Origin of the sequence: Bradyrhizobium sp. CB3481, from assembly GCF_029714305.1 — a bacterium.
GTDB lineage: Bacteria > Pseudomonadota > Alphaproteobacteria > Rhizobiales > Xanthobacteraceae > Bradyrhizobium.
On record NZ_CP121647.1, the window covers coordinates 778,510 to 797,574 of the forward strand.

23 protein-coding genes are annotated in these 19,065 nt (G+C 63.7%); 16 read left to right on the forward strand and 7 right to left on the reverse strand.

Annotated features, from left to right (window positions below; translation table 11 throughout):
* The first annotated feature begins 70 nt into the window (after nucleotides 1-70).
* Together QA643_RS03640 and QA643_RS03645 are read left to right on the forward strand one after the other, a co-directional pair.
* Entirely contained in the window at nucleotides 71-1,441 is a 1,371-nt protein-coding gene (locus QA643_RS03640) for a glutamate--cysteine ligase (RefSeq protein WP_283031848.1), read from the forward strand.
* Nucleotides 1,442-1,643: 202 nt separating this feature from the next.
* Entirely contained in the window at nucleotides 1,644-2,198 is a 555-nt protein-coding gene (locus tag QA643_RS03645) for a PAN domain-containing protein (protein ID WP_283031849.1), read from the forward strand.
* A 150-nt stretch (nucleotides 2,199-2,348) separates the two neighbouring features.
* On the opposite strand, the gene QA643_RS03650 is transcribed toward QA643_RS03645, so the two are convergent.
* From QA643_RS03650 to QA643_RS03670, 5 genes are all read right to left on the reverse strand, one after another.
* Nucleotides 2,349-2,918: a nucleotidyltransferase family protein gene (locus QA643_RS03650; protein ID WP_283031850.1), complete on the reverse strand. Its 570-nt coding sequence runs from the start codon at nucleotides 2,916-2,918 to the stop codon at nucleotides 2,349-2,351.
* 99 nt (nucleotides 2,919-3,017) lie between these two features.
* A complete protein-coding gene (locus tag QA643_RS03655) occupies nucleotides 3,018-3,359 on the reverse strand; it encodes an MmcQ/YjbR family DNA-binding protein (protein ID WP_283031851.1) in 342 nt (113 codons plus the stop codon).
* Nucleotides 3,360-3,476: 117 nt separating this feature from the next.
* Nucleotides 3,477-4,247, reverse strand: a complete 771-nt coding sequence (gene lepB / locus QA643_RS03660; RefSeq protein WP_283034701.1) for a signal peptidase I — start codon at nucleotides 4,245-4,247, stop codon at nucleotides 3,477-3,479.
* A 14-nt stretch (nucleotides 4,248-4,261) separates the two neighbouring features.
* Nucleotides 4,262-5,686, reverse strand: coding sequence for a metalloprotease TldD (gene tldD, locus QA643_RS03665; RefSeq protein ID WP_283031852.1), 1,425 nt, complete (start codon nucleotides 5,684-5,686; stop codon nucleotides 4,262-4,264).
* A 95-nt stretch (nucleotides 5,687-5,781) separates the two neighbouring features.
* Entirely contained in the window at nucleotides 5,782-6,318 is a 537-nt protein-coding gene (locus tag QA643_RS03670; RefSeq protein WP_283031853.1) for an invasion associated locus B family protein, read from the reverse strand.
* A 537-nt stretch (nucleotides 6,319-6,855) separates the two neighbouring features.
* Here QA643_RS03670 and coxB point away from each other — a divergent pair.
* From coxB to QA643_RS03715, 9 genes are all read left to right on the forward strand, one after another.
* Complete coding sequence (coxB, locus tag QA643_RS03675; protein ID WP_283031854.1) at nucleotides 6,856-7,692, forward strand: cytochrome c oxidase subunit II; 837 nt, start codon at nucleotides 6,856-6,858, stop codon at nucleotides 7,690-7,692.
* Between the two features lie 72 nt (nucleotides 7,693-7,764).
* Nucleotides 7,765-9,378 carry a cytochrome c oxidase subunit I gene (gene ctaD / locus QA643_RS03680; protein ID WP_283031855.1) on the forward strand — a complete coding sequence of 538 codons (1,614 nt, stop codon included), beginning with the start codon at nucleotides 7,765-7,767 and terminating at the stop codon, nucleotides 9,376-9,378.
* A gap of 59 nt (nucleotides 9,379-9,437) precedes the next feature.
* Nucleotides 9,438-10,376, forward strand: a complete 939-nt coding sequence (locus QA643_RS03685; protein WP_283031856.1) for a heme o synthase — start codon at nucleotides 9,438-9,440, stop codon at nucleotides 10,374-10,376.
* Between the two features lie 18 nt (nucleotides 10,377-10,394).
* Nucleotides 10,395-10,559: a CoxF protein gene (locus QA643_RS03690; protein ID WP_283031857.1), complete on the forward strand. Its 165-nt coding sequence runs from the start codon at nucleotides 10,395-10,397 to the stop codon at nucleotides 10,557-10,559.
* 5 nt (nucleotides 10,560-10,564) lie between these two features.
* Complete coding sequence (locus QA643_RS03695) at nucleotides 10,565-11,209, forward strand: cytochrome c oxidase assembly protein (RefSeq protein WP_283031858.1); 645 nt, start codon at nucleotides 10,565-10,567, stop codon at nucleotides 11,207-11,209.
* Between the two features lie 104 nt (nucleotides 11,210-11,313).
* Nucleotides 11,314-12,207, forward strand: a complete 894-nt coding sequence (locus QA643_RS03700) for a cytochrome c oxidase subunit 3 (RefSeq protein ID WP_283031859.1) — start codon at nucleotides 11,314-11,316, stop codon at nucleotides 12,205-12,207.
* Nucleotides 12,208-12,295: 88 nt separating this feature from the next.
* Nucleotides 12,296-12,685 (forward strand): DUF983 domain-containing protein, encoded by a 390-nt coding sequence (locus tag QA643_RS03705; RefSeq protein WP_283031860.1) that lies wholly within the window; start codon nucleotides 12,296-12,298, stop codon nucleotides 12,683-12,685.
* A complete protein-coding gene (locus QA643_RS03710) occupies nucleotides 12,682-13,446 on the forward strand; it encodes an SURF1 family cytochrome oxidase biogenesis protein (RefSeq protein WP_283031861.1) in 765 nt (254 codons plus the stop codon). The genes QA643_RS03705 and QA643_RS03710 overlap by 4 nt, the downstream gene beginning before the upstream one ends.
* Before the next feature lie 104 nt (nucleotides 13,447-13,550).
* Nucleotides 13,551-14,009 (forward strand): nuclear transport factor 2 family protein, encoded by a 459-nt coding sequence (locus QA643_RS03715; RefSeq protein WP_283031862.1) that lies wholly within the window; start codon nucleotides 13,551-13,553, stop codon nucleotides 14,007-14,009.
* 24 nt (nucleotides 14,010-14,033) lie between these two features.
* On the opposite strand, the gene QA643_RS03720 is transcribed toward QA643_RS03715, so the two are convergent.
* On the reverse strand, nucleotides 14,034-15,341 hold the full coding sequence (locus tag QA643_RS03720) for a histidine kinase (RefSeq protein WP_349253254.1): 1,308 nt from the start codon (nucleotides 15,339-15,341) through the stop codon (nucleotides 14,034-14,036).
* Nucleotides 15,342-15,457: 116 nt separating this feature from the next.
* Between QA643_RS03720 and QA643_RS03725 the strand changes: the two genes are divergently transcribed.
* Nucleotides 15,458-16,102 carry a response regulator transcription factor gene (locus tag QA643_RS03725; RefSeq protein ID WP_283031864.1) on the forward strand — a complete coding sequence of 215 codons (645 nt, stop codon included), beginning with the start codon at nucleotides 15,458-15,460 and terminating at the stop codon, nucleotides 16,100-16,102.
* 122 nt (nucleotides 16,103-16,224) lie between these two features.
* Here QA643_RS03725 and QA643_RS03730 read toward each other — a convergent pair whose 3' ends face one another.
* Complete coding sequence (locus QA643_RS03730; protein WP_283031865.1) at nucleotides 16,225-16,461, reverse strand: hypothetical protein; 237 nt, start codon at nucleotides 16,459-16,461, stop codon at nucleotides 16,225-16,227.
* A gap of 230 nt (nucleotides 16,462-16,691) precedes the next feature.
* On the opposite strand from QA643_RS03730, the gene QA643_RS03735 reads away from it, so the two are divergent.
* From QA643_RS03735 to QA643_RS03750, 4 genes are all read left to right on the forward strand, one after another.
* Nucleotides 16,692-16,904, forward strand: a complete 213-nt coding sequence (locus tag QA643_RS03735; RefSeq protein ID WP_283031866.1) for a hypothetical protein — start codon at nucleotides 16,692-16,694, stop codon at nucleotides 16,902-16,904.
* Nucleotides 16,905-17,011: 107 nt separating this feature from the next.
* Nucleotides 17,012-17,239: a hypothetical protein gene (locus QA643_RS03740; protein ID WP_283031867.1), complete on the forward strand. Its 228-nt coding sequence runs from the start codon at nucleotides 17,012-17,014 to the stop codon at nucleotides 17,237-17,239.
* A gap of 225 nt (nucleotides 17,240-17,464) precedes the next feature.
* Nucleotides 17,465-18,115, forward strand: coding sequence for an aldehyde dehydrogenase iron-sulfur subunit PaoA (gene paoA, locus QA643_RS03745; protein WP_283031868.1), 651 nt, complete (start codon nucleotides 17,465-17,467; stop codon nucleotides 18,113-18,115).
* Nucleotides 18,112-19,062 carry a xanthine dehydrogenase family protein subunit M gene (locus QA643_RS03750; RefSeq protein WP_283031869.1) on the forward strand — a complete coding sequence of 317 codons (951 nt, stop codon included), beginning with the start codon at nucleotides 18,112-18,114 and terminating at the stop codon, nucleotides 19,060-19,062. Before paoA ends, QA643_RS03750 begins: the two co-directional genes overlap by 4 nt.
* Nucleotides 19,063-19,065: the final 3 nt, after the last annotated feature.

Sequence of the window (19,065 nt, forward strand, 5' to 3'; positions counted from 1 at the left end):
GACGACATCGTCCGCATCCCCTTGGCTACGCGGCGTGTTCGGTCGAATCGCCCCTTACCCGGATTTTTTCATGGCGCGTGACCAGATCGATATGACGCCGCTGCAATCGCGTGACGAACTCGTTGCGTGGTTCGAGGCCGGCATCAAGCCGCCGTCCGAGTTCCGCATCGGGACCGAGCACGAGAAGACGCCGTTCACGCTGGAGGGCCGTCAGCCGGTGCCGTACGAAGGTGCGCGAGGCATCGGCGCGCTGCTCGAAGGCATGAAGCTCCTGCTCGGCTGGGAGCCGATCATGGAGCGCGGCAACATCATCGGGCTTTATGACGTCACCGGCGGCGGCGCGATTTCGCTCGAGCCCGGTGGTCAGTTCGAATTGTCGGGCGCGCCGCTCGAAAACGTGCACCAGACCCAGTCCGAGTTGATGGCGCATCTGGCGCAGGTCCGCGAGATCGCAACGCCGCTGGGCATCGGCTTTCTCGGCCTCGGCATGACGCCGTCCTGGTCGCGGTCGCAGATCCCGGTGATGCCCAAGGGCCGCTACAAGATCATGACCAATTACATGCCGAAGGTCGGCCAGTACGGCATCGACATGATGTACCGGACCTGTACGGTGCAGACCAATCTCGACTTCTCCTCCGAAGCCGACATGGTCAAGAAGCTGCGGGTGTCGCTGGCGCTGCAGCCGGTCGCCACCGCTCTGTTCGCCAATTCGCCGTTCACCGAAGGCAAGCCCAACGGCTTCCTGTCGTTCCGCTCCGAGATCTGGCGCGACACGGATAATGCGCGCTCCGGCATGCTGCCCTGGGTGTTCGAGGACGGCATGGGGTTCGAGCGTTGGGTCGACTACGCGCTCGACGTTCCCATGTATTTCGTCAAGCGGGATGAGACCTATATCGACGTCGCCGGCTCCTCGTTCCGCGCCTTCTTCGAGGGCCGCAACAATTCGCTGCCCGGCGAGCGCCCGACGCTGTCAGACTGGGCCAACCATTTGTCGACGATCTTCCCGGAAGTCCGCCTCAAGCGCTATCTGGAAATGCGCGGCGCCGACGGCGTGCCGTGGGGCCGGCTGCCGGCGCTGCCGGCGTTCTGGGTCGGCCTTTTGTACGATAATGACAGCCTGGATGCGGCCTGGGATCTGGTCAGCCATTGGACCGCACAGGAGCGGCAGGCGCTGCGCGACGACGTGCCGCGCTTCGGCTTCAAGGCCAGGATCAAGGACCGCTATTTGTTCGAGATCGCCAAGGAATGCCTGAAACTGTCGTACGCCGGCCTGCGGCGCCGTGGCCGTATAGACCAGCTCGGCCGCGACGAGAGCCGGTACCTTGAGCCGCTGGAACGTATCCTCGAATCCGGTCGCACGCCCGCAGAAGAAATGCTCGACAAGTTCAATGGCCCATGGGGCGGTTCCGTCGAGCCCGTCTATCAGGAATACGCGTTCTGATTAAACGGGTTGCCTGGCATTTGGGCCGTTCATCCACCGTACAGGTTGATGGCGCTCAAATGACAAAGGTGGAGCATGACCCGGACGGCCGCGCGCCGGTTTTCCGGAAAATCATGTTCAAATCAATGAGCTGGGGCGGGACGGCGCTTTCCGAGGAAGGGTCGTCCCGCAACTGCAAATGCGTACTCGAAAGCATCAGCGAATGGGGACTATTCGCCTGCTCAGGGCGTGTGTGGTGGCGCTTGCCTTCCTGGCGGCGGCCATCGGCGCACGTCCAGCGCTGGCCCAGGCCAATTTCGACCGTCCCGGCGGCGACTACCTCAGTTCGCCCGTGATTTCCGGCGATCCGGCGGACTGCGCCCTGGTGTGCGAGCGCGACCGGCGCTGCCGGGCCTGGAGCTTCAACTATCCGACCGACCTGATCAATCGCGCGGTATGTTGGCTCAAGAGCAGCGTGCCGGCGCGCATAGAGAGCGATTGCTGCGTCTCCGGGATCCGCGGCGCCGGCGTTGTCGAACGGCGCAACGAGGCGATTGAGACCTCGATCGACCGCTTTGGCGGCGACTACAAGAGTTTCGATCTCAAGCGCAGCGACGGCGAGGACGCCTGCAAGGCGGCCTGCGCCGCCGACAACAAATGCCGCGCCTGGACCTACGCCCGGCCGGGCTATGCCGGTAAGGAAGCGCACTGCTTCCTGAAGAAGGAGATCAAGCCGCCGCGAAGGAAGGCGGGGTTTACGTCGGGCGTGGTGCGGTAGGAGGGCGGCATACACGGCCGTCGTCCCCGCGTACGCGGGGACCCATAACCACGAATGCCTGTTGTGTACCGGGCTGTGGCTCCAACTTTAGTAAGCACGAACCTCGGTGGCTATGGGTCCCTGCGTTCACAGGGACGACGATGATTGTTGCTATATCGCGGCCGGCAGCACCGTGATCTCCGGCCACAGCGCCTTCCACCGTCGCGCCTTGGCCTCATAATTCGCGGCAGAAAAATTCGGGCCCGGATTCGGCCGCACGATCAGCGCCGCAACGTCGTCATAACCGTTCGGCGCATAAACGTCATAAGCCTCGCCGGCGCAGCGAATGCCGATCTGCGTATTCTTGGTCAGGAAGCGATCGATGCCTTGCGTTGAGCAGCGCAGCTCCGGATAGGGCAGTCCATGTTTCTCCGGATACCAGAGATGAACACGCGCCTGGTTGCGCGCCTCGACCGCGATGCCGCGCGGCGCAAGGCGGTCGGTCAATTGACGGATGACTCTATCTTCCGCTTCCCACGACGTATCGGGATCGAAATAGAACACGTCGTAATCGTTGATGCCGTAATCGACCGCGCGCTTCGTCAGCACGTTCCACGCCGTCTGAACCAGGCATCCTGAGACCAGCCACGCGTCAGGCAGGGCGAGCCGATAGAGCTCCTCTGCAATGATTTCGTTGGCGGGATTCTGCAGGGCGGCGCTGAGGAATTGGTCTTTGTCCATGGACCCACTGCCGTAGGGTGGGCAGAGCGAAGCGTGCCCACCACTGATGTCGCGAATTGGGGAGATGGTGGGCACGGCGCAAACGCGCCTTTGCCCACCCTACGCACCGAGATCGAATTCCCTCACCGCCTTCTTCGACGCCAGCGTGCGCCAGTGCCGCCGCAGCAGCGGCTCGACGATGGCGCGGCTGGCCTTCGAGAGGCGGATCAGCACCATCGGATAATCGCGGTAGTGGTCGGTGAAGTAAAACACCTTCGGCCGGCTTTCCACCAGCATCCCGCGCTCGTCGTTCGGCACGCCCGGCATCACCAGGCTGTCGCCGTCCTCCTTCAGCCGCACCAGCATCTTCTTGCGCACCTTCAGCGCCGGCGTGCCGTAGGAGGTGCCGTCCTCGACCTCAGGCCAGGCAAGGGCGAATTTTCGGATGTCGTCGAAGGTCACCGGTGTCTCCTCGCCCTGAGGAGCGCGCACTCGCGCGCGTCTCGAAGGGCTACCGGCGTTGGGGGCCCTCATGGTTCGAGACGCGCGAAGACGCGCTCCTCACCACGAGGGGCGACCTCAATGCACGGAGGTGAAAAACCGCGCGAGTCTAAAACCCGACAGCCAGGTCCACATCGGCTGGCTGCGCATGCCGAGATCCCAGGAGCCGACCACGGCATCGGCGCGGCCAATCAGATTGTCGATCGGCAATAGGCCCACGCCGCCCTCGCGTACGGGAACGCGGCTGTCGGCGGAATTGTCCCTGTTATCGCCGAGCACGAACAATTGGCCTGGCGGCACCGTCACCTCGGGCGTATTGTCGAGCCGGCCATTGTCGCGCATCTTGAAGATCGCGTGGCTGACGCCGTTGGGCAGCGTCTCGATGAAGCGGTAGGCGCGTTCGGAATTGCCGCGATCGTCCTCGGCCTGCCCGACGCCATCGGGCCTCAGCGTTGCCGCATGGTCGTTGATAAAGAGCTGGCCTTGCCGGAGCTGGATGCGGTCGCCCGGCAAGCCGACCACGCGCTTGACCCAGGCCTGCGAGCGGTCGCCGGGCCAGCGGAATACGACGACGTCGCCGCGCTTGGGCGTATCGCCGAACAGGCGGCCGGTCTCTGGCAGCGTGATCTGAATCGGCAGCGACGCCGCGCCGTAGCCATACGGGAATTTCGATGCGACCAGCGCGTCCCCGATCAGAAGCGTCGGCTCCATCGAGCCTGACGGCACATAGAACGGCTCGGCAATCGCGCCCTTGGCGATGAACACCACGGCGACGATGGCGGCGAGCTGCACGGCCTGGCCGCGCCAGCTCGTCGGCTTGCCGGGAGAGACTTCCTTGTCGCCTGCCACCTTTTGATCGCTCACTAGCCCGTCCCTCCGACCGTGATCCGTTCCATCCGCAGCGTCGGCTGGCCGACGCCAACAGGCACGCCCTGGCCGTTCTTGCCACAGGTGCCGATGCCGGTATCGAGCGCCAGGTCGTTGCCGACCATGGTGATCCGGTGCAGGTCGGTCGGTCCGTTGCCGATCAGCATGGCGCCCTTGAGCGGTGCGCCGAGCTTGCCGTTTTCGATTCGGTAGGCCTCGGTGCACTGGAAGACATATTTGCCCGAGGTGATGTCGACCTGGCCGCCGCCGAAATTCGCGGCATAGACGCCGTTCTTCACCGACGCGATGATTTCCGCCGGATCGCGCTCGCCCGCCAGCATGTAGGTGTTGGTCATGCGCGGCATCGGTACATGGGCGTAGCTCTGGCGGCGGCCGTTGCCGGTCGGCTTCATGTTCATCAGCCGCGCGTTCTGGCGATCCTGCATGTAGCCGACCAGAATGCCGTCCTCGATCAGCACGGTGCGGTTGGTCGGTGTGCCCTCGTCATCGATGGAGAGCGAACCGCGCCGCGAGGCCATGGTGCCGTCGTCGACCACGGTGACGCCCTTGGCTGCGACCTGCTTGCCCATCAATCCTGCGAAGGCTGAAGTCTGCTTGCGGTTGAAGTCGCCTTCGAGGCCGTGGCCGACCGCCTCATGCAGCATCACGCCGGGCCAGCCGGCGCCCAGCACCACGTCCATCTCGCCGGCAGGGGCGGGGACCGATTCCAGGTTGACCAGCGCCTCGCGGATCGCGCCGTCGGCGGCCTCGCGCCACGCCTTGGTCTCGATGAAGCGCGCATAGCCCTCGCGGCCGCCATAGCCCTTGCTGCCGCTTTCCTGCCGGTCGCCCTGGCCGGCGACCACGGAAATATTGACCCGCACCAAGGGGCGGATGTCGCGGTAGCTCTCGCCGTCAGGGCGGAGGATTTCGACCACCTGCCAGGTGGCGCCCAGGCTGATCGAGGCCTGCCGCACCCGCGGGTCCTTGTCGCGCACATAAGCGTCGATCTCGGCCAGCAGTTTTACCTTGGCCTCGAAGCCCGGCGCATCGAGCGGATTCTCGTCGCCGTAGAGCCGCACATTGGTATGCGCCGGCGCGGCGGCGAAATTGCCGCTATAGCCGCCGCGCACGGCGGCGACCGCATCGGCGGCGCGGATCAGTGCCGGCAGCGAGACGTCGGATGAATGCGCATAGCCGACCGCGTCGTCCTTCACGGCGCGCAGGCCAAACCCCTGGCTGGTGTCGTAGGTCGCCTGCTTCAGCCGGCCGTTGTCAAAGCCAAGCGCTTCGGTCTGGCCATATTCCAAAAACAGCTCGCCATCGTCGGCCCCCAAGAGCCCCCGCGCGATCTCGCGTTTGACGGCATCGCGGTCGAGATTGGCGCGGTCGAGCAGGGAGGTGGTGGCGGGATTGGTCATGCAGACTCCGATTCAGCGCAAAAATCGCCCCTGCCGTGGCGAGAGACGACGATGGTTTGAAAGATAGTCATGACCGCAACGAAAGGGGAGGCCCCTCACGGCAGCTTGTCATAGCCCTCGCCGAGCCCGTTCAGGCTGAGCGGAAAGCCGATGCCCTCTTCGGGCGTCTCAAAGATAATAAAGGTCGCGGTTTTCGCGCCGCGGAGCTGGCCGAGCAGCTTTTCGTCCATCACCACCTCCGCCACACAGCCGTTGGGCAGGCAGCGGACGAAGCCGGCGCGGCCGACGTCCTGGTTGTCGAGCTTCAGGCCAAGGCCGGAGGGCAGGAGGACGCCGAGCGGGGCGACCACCCGCATCAGCTTGCTCTTCTGGTCGGCAGTTTTCAGCACGATCACGGTGAGGCCGGCGTTGGAACGGTCTTCGGCCACCACGCTCTGGATCAGGGCGCATTGCTCGCCCTGGGCGCCGGGCGGCGTGTCGCAGCGGATCTGCCAGTCGCCATGGACCGACCGGACGGCCCCTTGCGCGCTCGCTGCCTGGGTCAGGCCGAGCAGGAAGGCCACGGCGAGGAGGCCGCCGAGCCAGCGGACCGGTTCCAGGCTATATCCCGCCTGATGTTTCGAACGCCCCATCCGGGTCGATCCTCTCACGATATCCGGCCACGCCGGTGAGGTTTTCCGGCCGCAGGCCGGCAACACACATTGTAACTGAGCTTCATCCGGACTGAAACGCAATGACGGCGCCTTGAAGGCAGCCCCAGCACCAATCCGCCCCGGGGCGACGTGTGGCCCGGCGCGAATCAGCCCGCCCGGGAGCACCGTAACTGTGCCTACATCCGGCAATCGGGCTGTCAAGCGGCGTGGCCGCGCAAAACGGCGGGTTTTTGCGAATTTGCCGGGAAAATCTGGCCCCCGGCGAATAGCAGGTGACGCATGGCTTTGCCGCCTACTACTGCATTGCGAGACCCCAAGAATTATGGTTTGAGAGGCTGGATTTCGACGCGTTCTAACGATCGGGCCCAAGGTACTGCACCAATATCGTTGCAGGTACTTTCGAAGGTGGACTTCCAAAGTACCTCCGGTAGGCCGTTTGTAAGGGCGATCGTGGCGGCATTCCCGGCCATCCGGCGGGAGTGCGTTGGGGACTATTCTTTAAGGAGCGCGAGCGGCATGAAGATGTCGAATGGCCAGATGGGCCGGCGATTGCTGGGGTTGACGGTGGCGGGCATGGCGCTCGTTTCCGGCGGGACGGCTTTTGGGGCGCAGCCCAAGCCGTGGGAGATGACGCTGCAGGAAGCGGCTACCCCCGTGATGGAAAACATCATCAGCTTCCATAATCTGCTGCTGGTGCTGATCACGCTGATCACGCTGTTTGTGCTGGCGCTGCTCGTCATCGTGGTCTTGAAGTTCAACGCCAAGGCCAATCCGGTCCCCTCGCGGACCACCCACAACACCCTGATCGAGGTGGCCTGGACGCTGATCCCGGTGCTGATCCTGGTCGGCATCGCGGTTCCGTCGTTCCGCCTCCTGTTCCAGCAGCTCGACATTCCCAAGGCCGACCTCACGGTGAAGGTCACCGGCAAGCAGTGGTATTGGAGCTACGCCTACCCGGATAACGGCAAGTTCGAATTCGATTCGCTGATGGCGCAGGACAAGCAGCCGCGCCTGCTCGGCGTCGACAATGAGATGGTGGTGCCGGTTAACAAGGTGGTTCGCGTCCAGACCACCGGCGCCGACGTCATCCACGCATTCGCGGTGCCTTCGTTCGGCATCAAGATCGACTCGATCCCCGGACGTCTCAACGAGACCTGGTTCAAGGCGACCAAGACCGGCATGTATTACGGCCAGTGCTCCGAACTGTGCGGCAAGGACCACGCCTTCATGCCGATCGCGGTCAAGGTGGTGACCGACCAGGAATTCGCGGCCTGGACTGAGGCGGCGAAGAAGAAATATGCGACCAATCCGGCGAACACCTACGCCGCGGCTGGTGGCGAGGCCGCGCAGTAAGGCGCGGCCAAAGGGACAAGGGCGACGGGACCTGAAAAGGTCCGCAAAGGGACTGCAAGGCAGGATTTCAAAATGGCAACGACGACACACGATGATCACGCCCATGGTGACCATGCCCACGCCAATCCGACCGGATGGCAGCGCTGGCTCTACTCGACGAACCATAAGGACATCGGCACGATGTACCTTATCTTCGCGGTGTGCGCGGGCATCATCGGCGCGGCGATGTCGATCGCGATCCGCATCGAGCTGATGTATCCGGGCGTCCAGCTCTTCCACGAGTCGCACACCTACAATGTGTTCGTGACCTCGCACGGCCTGATCATGATCTTCTTCATGGTGATGCCTGCGATGATCGGCGGCTTCGGCAACTGGTTCGTGCCGCTGATGATCGGCGCGCCCGACATGGCGTTCCCGCGCATGAACAACATCTCGTTCTGGCTGCTGCCGGCGTCGTTCGCGCTGCTGCTGATGTCGACCTTCGTCGAGGGTGAGCCGGGCGCCAACGGCGTCGGTGCGGGCTGGACGATCTACGCGCCGCTGTCGACCTCGGGCCATCCGGGGCCGGCGGTCGACTTCGCGATCCTGTCGCTGCATTTGGCCGGCGCTTCCTCGATTCTGGGCGCCATCAACTTCATCACCACGATCTTCAACATGCGCGCGCCGGGCATGACCCTGCACAAGATGCCGCTGTTCGTCTGGTCGATCCTGGTGACGGTGTTCCTGCTCCTGCTGTCGCTGCCGGTGCTCGCCGGCGCCATCACCATGCTGCTCACCGACCGTAACTTCGGCACCACCTTCTTCTCCGCCGATGGCGGCGGCGATCCGCTGCTGTTCCAGCACCTCTTCTGGTTCTTCGGCCACCCCGAAGTGTACATCCTGATCCTGCCCGGCTTCGGCATGATCAGCCAGATCGTCTCGACCTTCTCGCGCAAGCCGGTGTTCGGCTATCTCGGCATGGCCTACGCCATGGTCGCGATCGGCGGCATCGGCTTCGTGGTGTGGGCGCACCACATGTACACGGTCGGCATGTCCAGCGCGACGCAGGCCTATTTCGTTGCTGCGACGATGGTCATCGCGGTGCCGACCGGCGTAAAAATCTTCTCGTGGATCGCCACGATGTGGGGCGGCTCGATCGAGTTCCGCACGCCGATGCTGTGGGCGATCGGCTTCATCTTCCTGTTCACAGTCGGTGGCGTCACTGGCGTCGTGCTGGCGAACGCCGGCGTCGACCGCGTGCTGCAGGAGACCTACTACGTCGTCGCGCACTTCCACTACGTGCTGTCTCTCGGCGCCGTGTTCGCGATCTTCGCGGGCTGGTACTACTGGTTCCCGAAAATGTCGGGCTACATGTACAACGAGACCATCGGCAAGCTGCACTTCTGGGTGACCTTCATCGGCGTCAACCTGGTGTTCTTCCCGCAGCACTTCCTGGGCCTGTCGGGTATGCCGCGCCGCTACGTCGACTATCCGGATGCGTTCGCGGGTTGGAATCTGATCTCGTCCTGGGGGTCCTACATTTCGGGGTTCGGCGTGCTGATCTTCATCTACGGTGTGGTCGACGCCTTTGCGAAGAAGCGGGTGGCCGAGGCCAATCCGTGGGGCGCCGGCGCCACTACGCTGGAATGGACGCTGCCGTCGCCGCCGCCCTTCCACCAGTTCGAAACGCTGCCGCGCGTGCAGTAAACGGTTGTTCGCGGCGCGTATCCAATGCGCGCCGCGGCCTTGATGAAGCGAGATAAATCTTGTCGGTAGTCGACCACAACGCCATCGATGGTCGCCCTCGGATTTCCGAGGCGGAAGTCGGTGACTACATCGCGCTGTTGAAGCCGCGGGTGATGTCGCTCGTGATTTTCACCGCGCTGGTCGGCCTCTTCATTGCGCCCGGCCATATCCATCCGATCATCGCCTTCACCTCGATCCTCTGCATCGCGGTCGGCGCCGGCGCCTCGGGCGCGATGAACATGGCACTTGAAGGCGACATCGACGCTCTGATGACGCGTACCGCCAACCGGCCGATCCCGCGCGGACGCATCACGCAGGGCGAGGCGATGGCATTCGGCCTGACGCTGGCCTTCTTCTCGGTGCTGACGCTTGGCATCCTCGTCAATTTGCTGGCCGGTGCGCTGCTGGCGTTCACGATCTTCTTCTATGTGGTGATCTACACCCTATGGCTGAAGCGCTGGACCGCGCAGAACATCGTGATCGGCGGCGCCGCCGGCGCGCTGCCCCCGGTGGTGGCGTGGGCTGCGGCGACCGGCTCGCTGTCGATGGAGCCGGTGCTCCTGTTCCTCATCATCTTCTTCTGGACCCCGCCGCATTTCTGGGCGCTGGCGCTGTTTCGGTCCGACGACTATGCCCGCGCAGGCATTCCGATGCTGCCGGTTGTCGCCGGTCCCGATGCGACGCGGCTGCAGATCCTGCTCTACACGGTCGTGCTGGTCGCGATCGCGGCGGCGCCCTGGCCGCTCGGCTATTTCGACGCGGTCTACAGCGTCACTTCGCTGGCGCTCGGCGCTGGCATGATGTGGCTCGCGATCGAGGTCTACCGCCACCGCGAGGGCAAGCAGGCGGGCCGCGCCACGCGGCGGCTGTTCGCCTTCTCGATCCTTTATCTGTTTGCGCTGTTTGCGACCCTCCTGCTCGAGGTCGTGTTCCGCGCTGTCGCGCCTCTGATCGGGTAGGGGGCGCATGGAACGCGAATGGACGACAAGCAGCAGCCAGATGGAATCGTCCTCACCGAGGCGCAGAAGCGAAGCCGCCGTCATCGCTCGATCGCCATTGCGCTCGCGCTCGGCGTTCTCGTCGTGCTGTTCTTTGCCGTCACCTTGGTCAAGGGGCCGGCCGTTCTCGTCCGGCCGATGTGACTGAAATGGAAAACGGGCCGCAAATCCGCGAGAGCGTAACGGAGGGCGACAAGGCCGCGCCGCGTCGCACGTTGTCGCGCGATGCGGTCGTCGCCTCGATCTGCGGCTTCGTCGTCGTGTTCATGGTCGGCGCGTCCTATGCGGCGGTGCCGTTCTATGACTGGTTCTGCCGCGCCACCGGTTTCAACGGCACCACGCAGGTCGCGACCTCGGCGCCGGCGGAAGGACCGCTTGCCCGCAAGATCTCCGTTCGGTTCGACGCCAATGTCGGCCCCGGCCTGCCCTGGAAGTTCGAGCCGGAGCAGAACGAGATCGAGGTCCGGATCGGCGAAGTCGTCACTGTCTTCTACACCGTGACCAACCAGGCCGCGCGCACGACCACGGGCGTTGCCGCCTATAACGTCGCGCCGCTCACCGTCGGCGCCTATTTCCAGAAGATCAACTGCTTCTGCTTCTCTGAACAGACCATGGGCCCGGGCGAGAAGCGCGAGATGCCCGTGGTGTTCTATGTCGATCCGGCGCTGGCCAAGGACAGCGAGAACGACGGCCTGAACACCATCACGCTATCCTACACCTTCTATCCCGTGCGCGAGGTGGCGCCGAAGCCGGTCGCGGCTGGCGAAAGCGACAAGCGCAAGGGAAATCTGTAACGAGAAACCCGTGACCGCCGGCTTCCGTATCTAACCGGATTTCGGCTTTGAATTTGAGACGAATATGCGCCGAAGGGAAAGGCGCATCCAACGGAGAGACCGCAATGGCTACGGCGCACGCGAAGCACCACGACTACCACCTCGTCGATCCGAGCCCGTGGCCGGTCGTCGGTTCGATCTCGGCCTTCATCATGGCGGTGGGCGCGATCGCCTGGATGCATCACATGTTCGCCGCCGCGCCGTTCATCTTCGGCGCCGGCACCATTGGCGTGCTCTACACCATGGCGAGCTGGTGGGGCGATGTGATCCGCGAAGCCCAGTACAAGGGCGACCACACCCGCGTGGTGCAGATCAGCCACCGCTACGGCATGATCCTGTTCATCGCCTCCGAGGTGATGTTCTTCGTCGCCTGGTTCTGGGCCTTTTTTAATTCCGCGCTGTTTCCGGCAGATGCCGTCCACGCCACCCGCGATGCGGTGTTCGGCTGCGGTCCGGGCACGGCGATGGGCGCCTGCAGCGTGCCGGGCACCTGGCCGCCGAAGGGCATCGAGACCTTCGACCCCTGGCACCTGCCGCTGCTCAACACGCTGCTGCTGCTGACCTCGGGCACCACGGTGACCTGGGCGCACCACGCGCTGCTCGAGAACGACCGGCAGGGCCTGAAGTACGGGCTGATCCTCACCGTGCTGCTGGGCGCCGCCTTCACCTGCGTGCAGGCCTATGAATATGCCCACGCCACCTTCCACTTCTCGGGCAACGTCTACGGCGCGACCTTCTTCATGGCGACCGGCTTCCACGGCTTCCACGTGCTGGTCGGCACTGTGTTCCTGCTGGTCTGTCTGTTCCGCGCCTATGCCGGCCACTTCACCCCGAAGCAGCATCTCGGCTTCGAGTTCGCCGCCTGGTACTGGCACTTCGTCGACGTGGTGTGGCTGTTCCTGTTCATCTGCATCTACGTATGGTTCCGCGGCGCAGGGGCGGCGGCCGGCGGACACTAAGCAGGCGTGACGTGTTAAGAGGGGCGGTCGGAGGAGCCGCCCCTTTTGCTTTTTCCTTCTTTCCTGAGGGAGAGGAGACGGACAGAACATGACAGACGATGCGCCAGTCACGGTAACCCAGAGCGCGCTGCGCGGCCTCGCCTGCCGCTGTCCGCGCTGCGGCAAGGGCAAGCTCTATGCCGGCTTCCTCAACCTGCGTCCTAATTGCGAGTCCTGCGGGCTCGACTACGCTTTCATCGACTCTGGCGACGGGCCTGCGATCTTCATCATCATGCTGGCGGGCGCCATCGTCGTCACCGCGGCGCTGATCGTCGAGGTCAAATATCAGCCGCCATTCTGGCTGCACGCGGCGCTATGGCTGCCGCTGATCATGGCAACCACGCTGTTGCCGCTGCGCTCGATGAAGTCGCTTTTGATCGCACTGCAGTTTCATCACAAGGCGGCGCCCGGCCGGCTGATCGACCGCGAGCCGAAATGACCGGGCTTTCGTCGCGGCGCCCGGCGGTCGCCGGCTTTGCGATCTTCACGCTGCTGATGGTGACGGCCTTTAGCGGGCTGGGCATCTGGCAATTGCAGCGCCGGATCGAAAAGCACGCGCTGATCGCCCGGCTGAACGAGCGGCTTGCGGCTGCACCCGAGACATTGCCGGTGTCGGCGCAATGGCCATCGCTGACGCCGGCTAGGGACGAATTCCGCCGCGTCAGTTTTGCCGCGACCTACGCGCCATTGCCGGATGCGATGGTCTACAGCGCCGGCTCTGCGGTTCGTGACGACATTTCGGGCCCCGGCACCTGGGCTTTCCTGCCGGTGCAACTGGCTGGCGGCAGTATCGTCGTGGTCAACGCCGGCTTCGTGCAGAACACGATGCAGGATCGTCAGCAGCAGGATCGCGCCGTGCGCCGGCTGATCACCGGTGATCCCGTTGAGCTGATCGGCTACATCCGTTTTCCCGAAAGCGCGGGCGCACTGACGCCGCCGGAGAGCCTGGAAAAACGGTTGTGGTTCACCCGAGACCATCTGGCGATGGCGCGCGCACTGGGCTGGGGCGAGGGCGCCAGGGCCGTCGCGCCGTTCTACATCGATCTCGAATCGCCCATGCCGGAAAGCGGCATTCCAAAGCCTGGTCCGCTCTCGGTGCGACTCAAGGACGATCACATGCAATACGCCATCACGTGGTTCACGCTGGCGCTGGCGGTAGTGATCGCCTTCGGCGTCTGGTGGCGCGGCAAGCGCGGTTAACCAACCGTTGCGCCCCCGTATTCGTCCGGACTAGTTGCGGGAACCATTGTTCCGCAGAATCGTTCTAAAGTTCCAAAGCCGCGTTCCGGACAAAAGGCTGTTCAGTGTCCATTCAAAACAATCGCTATACTTCCTCATCAGCGCTCAGGACCCAGTACCGCGACATGGATGGCATCGCGCACCTGACGGACGATTTCGATCAGGTTGCGTTGGTGGTCGATTGGCTGGACGCATGCCGCAATCGCGATCTTGCGATGCTGCTCGACCTCTATGCCGACAGCGCCACGCTCGAATGCCAGTGCGGCGAAGTCAGGATCAGCGAAGGCCGCGCCGGCCTCGAATCCTACTGGAGACCGCGCCTCGATACGCTCGCTGCCACCGCGTTCGGGCTTGAGGAAATCATGCCGACCGCCGACGGCGTCGTGCTGGATTATCTGAGCCACGAAGGCAAGCCGGTGCGCGTCGCTTTCAGCTTCACGCGTGACGGAAAGATTCAGACGACCCATTGCCTGCCGATGACGGAGTTGTCGCAACGCGCCGGCTTGCAGGACTACGCCGGCTAGCCCTGTCGCTGCTCCGCTTTTCCATCAGGTCGGCTCGCTGCGCGGGGAATCTCCCGCCGGAAGGCGGCAGCGGACGGACGTGTGCCCGGCCTCGCGCAACAGCTCGAGTGTCCCGCTCAACGCGCGAACGCGCTCCAGCATTCCGGTCAATCCCCGGCCGAACCGCCGGTCCGGCGGAAAGCCGACGCCGTCATCCGATATCTCCACGATCACCTCGCCGCTGCTGATCTCGGCCGCAACATGCATCGAACCCGCCTTGGCGTGGCGCAGCACGTTCGTTACGGCTTCCTGGATCACGCGATAGACCGTCTGCGACATCAGGCCCTCGACCTCGTTCAGCCTGGTGTCGATCCGCGAGGTCACCTTCAGCCCGGGCGTATGTGCCTTCGCGTTCTGCAGAAGCGTCTGGATGCTCTTCTGAAGGCCGAGCTCCTCGATGTAGAGCGGCCGCAGCCGGTCGAGGATGCGGCGGTTCGCCTGCTGCAAGGTCTCGACCGATTGCAGGATGCCTTCGGCGGCGCGCTTCAACTCGTCCTCGCCGGATGGAATCGATTCCAGGAGCGCCACCGTGTTGGCGCGGATTCCAAACAATAGCGGCCCGAGCTCGTCGTGAAGCTCGCGCGCCATATCCTGCCGCTCGTCGTCCTGCAGCGACACGATCTGCCGCAGCAGGCTGCGATTGTCCTGGCTGAGATGATGCAGCGTGCGGGCGAGCTCGTTAGCTTCCTGCGCGCTCTTGCGGATCTCGGGCGGGCCGGCCGGGATAATCAGCTGCGTATAGTCGCCCCTGCGCATCCGCGTCAGGCCGTCGCCGAGATTTTGCAACGGGCGCAAGGCGGAATGCGCGGAGAAGTGGGCAATGGCCGCCGTCGCCAGCATCAAGGCGACACCGGAGCAGGCGATCGCCAGAAATCCGATCCACTTCTCGTAGATGTCCGCGGACAGGTCGGGAGCAAAAACGATGTCGCCGATCTGCTTGCCCGCGATCATGACCGGGAATGCGGCCTTGAATTCGGGAACGGCGAGCAGACGCATGAACCAGTCGGGCACCGTTCCCAGCGGCGTCTGCACCTCATGCGGATGCACATCGAGGTCGGTGCCGAGGCGCCGAAACCGGATAGCCTCGGAATCTCCCAGCGAATGCACGAATGAATCGAGCGTTGCTTGTGGATTGGCGGAGGTCTGCAACGCACCGTTGAGCGCGGTGGCGACCGCTCTGGCGGAGCGAGCCGCCGGCTCGATTTCTTCCACAAGTTGCGCCGAGGCGAATATCTGAAGCGAGACGGCTCCGGCCAGCAGCGCGGCCACGAACATCAGGCCGAGCGGCAGCATGAGCCGCGTTCGAAGAGAAAATCTTTCCCACATTTTGGTTATTATAGTTCCCTCAACCCAAGATTTCCCTTTTCAAATGTCGCCAACCGCTTATTTATTCCGGAAGGGGATAAATGATGCAAAATTCTACTAAATCGGCCACGAAGGTCTTGATTGTCGACGACCACCCGGTGGTGCTGTCGGGGTGCCGAGCGCTGTTTGCGTCAGACAATTCCGTGAAGATTGAGGAGGCGAACGACGCCAAGTCCGGGCACCGCGCCTATATGGCCCGCAAGCCGGATGTCACGGTGATCGATATCAAGCTTCCCGATGTGTCCGGTTTCGAACTGATGCGGCGCATCCGAAAAGAGGATCCGGATGCCCGGATCATCATGTTCAGCATGAATGACGATCCGGCCTTCGTGGTTCGGGCCATCGAGATGGGCGCGCAGGGTTATGTCTCGAAGGGCGACGATCCCAGGATGCTGGTGAAGGCCGTGCGCAAGGTGGCGGCGGGCGACAACTTCATTTCGCCGCAACTGGCCGAGGCCGTGACTTTCTCCGGCGCTTCGATCAAGGCCAATCCGGCCTCGCAGATGACGGCGCGGGAGCTGGAAATCCTGCGGCTGCTCGGCCGCGGCGACAAGATCGTCGAAGTCGCCGATGCGCTGGAGATTTCCTACAAGACGGTGGCCAACACCACCTCGCTGCTCAAGCAGAAGCTCGGCGCCAAGAACCACTCGGACCTGATCCGGATCGCCGTCGAAATGGGATTGGGTTGAATACGATCAACGCTTGAAAAGCGCTGAACCGGCCGCGCCGTGCAGGCGCGACCCGTTCGCGCCGCTGCAATTTTGTGCATCGCCCGGGCAATGGGATGGCGAGGCGAAATTGCAGCGAAGGCTCACCAATGGTGATGGCGGCGATGGTGACGCCATTTGTGATGACCTCGGCCCCTGTACCATCCGTAGTGATGGCCGCGGCCGCGGTGTCCATGGCCGTGATGGCCGTGCCCGTGCCTGACCTGGATCACGGCGCCGTCCTCTGCGGCCAATGGTGCGATGCCAAGCCTGGCGGAAGCGGACAGGGTCATTGCCAGCGAGGCAATCAATGCTGCGCCGATCAGGATGATACGTCTCATGCAGGGGGTCCTCCAATCGCGGGATCGCGATGTCCAACACAAGTTCCCGGTCATTGGCTTTGTTCCATGGCGGACGACCGGGATTGCTGATTTACCCCGGCTGAGCTTTGAGAGACACGCTCGCATCATTGCAGTGCGTCGGCGCCGGGCAGGGTCGCCAAAAAGCTGTATGGCGATTTCGGGAATAATCGGCAATGTGGACCCCTGATAATCTCAAGGGAGAGAGCTGGATGAACAGCCCGGACATCGTCGAAGCCGCCCTTACGCGGGCCTGGAGTGTCTACTTGCTGATCCACAGCGGCATCGATGAGAACGACGCGCGGCGCACGAACCTTCAACGCTTCATCCAACAACGCTGCGATGCGGGAGAAACCGACACGGAGTTGCTGGCCGTGGAGGGGCTCAAATTTCTCAAGAGCCTGGAGGGGCCTGCCGAGGACTAGTTCGCGGCCCGGTAGGCCCAGCCGTGCACCATGTTCGGGAAAAACTGGAACAATCGATTTTGGTGTGGGTTGTCAGCTGCATCGCGGAAACACCCGAGGAGGACACCTTGAAGAAGTCACTGATGATCGGAGCGGTGGCCGTTGCCGTATCGGCCTTCGCAGGAAGTGCAGTCGCCGCCGAATTCTATGTGGTACGCGACGCCACCACCAAGAAATGCACGGTCGTCGATACCAAGCCGACCACGACGACAACCACCATCGTCGACAACGGCACGTTCAAGACCAAGACCGAAGCCGAAACCAGCATGAAAACCATGAAGGTCTGCACCGAATAAACGACAGACCCTTCCAGGAGAGAGGGCCGCAAGCACCGCTTGCGGCCCTTTTTATTACGTCTCGGGAGCGAAAATCATCGCAAAGCTCCGCACCTGCCTCGCTCTTTCAAACGTGAATGACGGAGAGGAACGGGGCGAAGCCGGCGCGGTTACAGCAAACTTGAACCGGGCGCTGAAACAGCCGCGCCGGAGATCGTCTGCACCACGGCAGAACGGGAACACGACATGCAAGGTCCGAGCAATTTCGAACTATCGCGCAGGAAATTGTTGCTGGGAACCGCCGCCTCGGTGGCTTTCAGCGCCACATCGGAGGTCAAGGCACAAGCGCCCGCTGTTCCCGCACAGGAGAGCGGCCCGGCGACCGCGATGTCGAAGGTCTCCTTCAACGTCAATGGCAGTCTCCGCGAACTAGCGCTCGATGCGCGGACCACGCTGCTCGATGCGCTGCGCGAGCACCTGCATCTCACCGGAACCAAGAAGGGCTGCGATTACGGGCAGTGCGGCGCCTGCACGGTGATCGCAGGCGGCCGGCGGATCAATTCATGCTTGACGCTGGCCGTCATGCACGAGGGCGACAGCATCACGACCATCGAGGGTCTTGGTACGCCCGAGAACATGCACCCGATGCAGGCTGCGTTCGTCAAGCACGATGGCTTCCAGTGCGGCTATTGCACACCGGGGCAGATCTGTTCGGCGGTGGCGGTGCTCGATGAGATCAAGTCCGGCATTCCCAGTCACGTCAGTGCCGATCTCAACGCCATGCCGCAACTGACCAACGCCGAGCTCAGGGAGCGCATGAGCGGCAACATCTGCCGCTGCGGCGCCTATTCCAATATCGCGGAGGCGATCACCGAAGTTGCCGGGAGGCCCGCATGAAATCATTCACCTATGAGCGCGCAAACTCGCCGGCTGACGCTGCGGCCGCCGCCTCGCGTCATGCCAACGCCAAATTCATCGCCGGCGGCACCAACCTGCTCGACCTGATGAAGCTGGAGATCGAGACCCCGGCGCATCTCGTCGACGTCAACGGTCTCGCGCTCGACAAGATCGAGCCGACGCCCGATGGGGGCTTGCGGATCGGCGCGCTGGTGCGCAACACCGATCTGGCCGCCGACAGCCGCGTCCGGCGCGACTATGCTGTGCTGTCGCGCGCGCTGCTCGCCGGCGCTTCGGGGCAGCTGCGCAACATGGCGACGACGGCGGGAAATTTGCTGCAGCGGACGCGTTGCCCCTACTTCTATGACACCAACCAGCCCTGCAACAAGCGCCGGCCGGGTAGCGGCTGCGCGGCGATCGGCGGCTTCAACCGCCAGCACGCGGTGGTCGGTGCAAGCGAGGCCTGCATCGCCACCCATCCGAGCGATATGGCGGTCGCCATGCGCGCGCTTGATGCCGTGGTGGAGACGGTAAGGCCGGACGGCGCCACGCGAGCGATCCCGATCGCCGAGTTTCATCATCTGCCGGGCAATACGCCCCATATCGAGACGGCGCTTTCGCCGGGTGAGTTGATCAAGGCTGTCACGTTGCCAAAACCGATCGGCGGCACGCAGATCTATCGCAAGGTGCGCGACCGCGCGTCGTATGCGTTCGCGCTGGTCTCGGTTGCCGCGATCGTGCAGCGCGACGGCACTGGCCGTGTCGCGCTCGGCGGTGTCGCCCACAAGCCCTGGCGTATCGAATCGGCTGATGCGCAAATGCCGCGCGGGGCCAAGGCCGTGTCCGACCAATTGCTCGCCGGCGCGAAGCCCACACGCCAGAACGCATTCAAGCTGTCGCTGGCCGAGCGGACGCTGAGTGCCGTGCTGACTGAGGCGAAAGGCTGATCC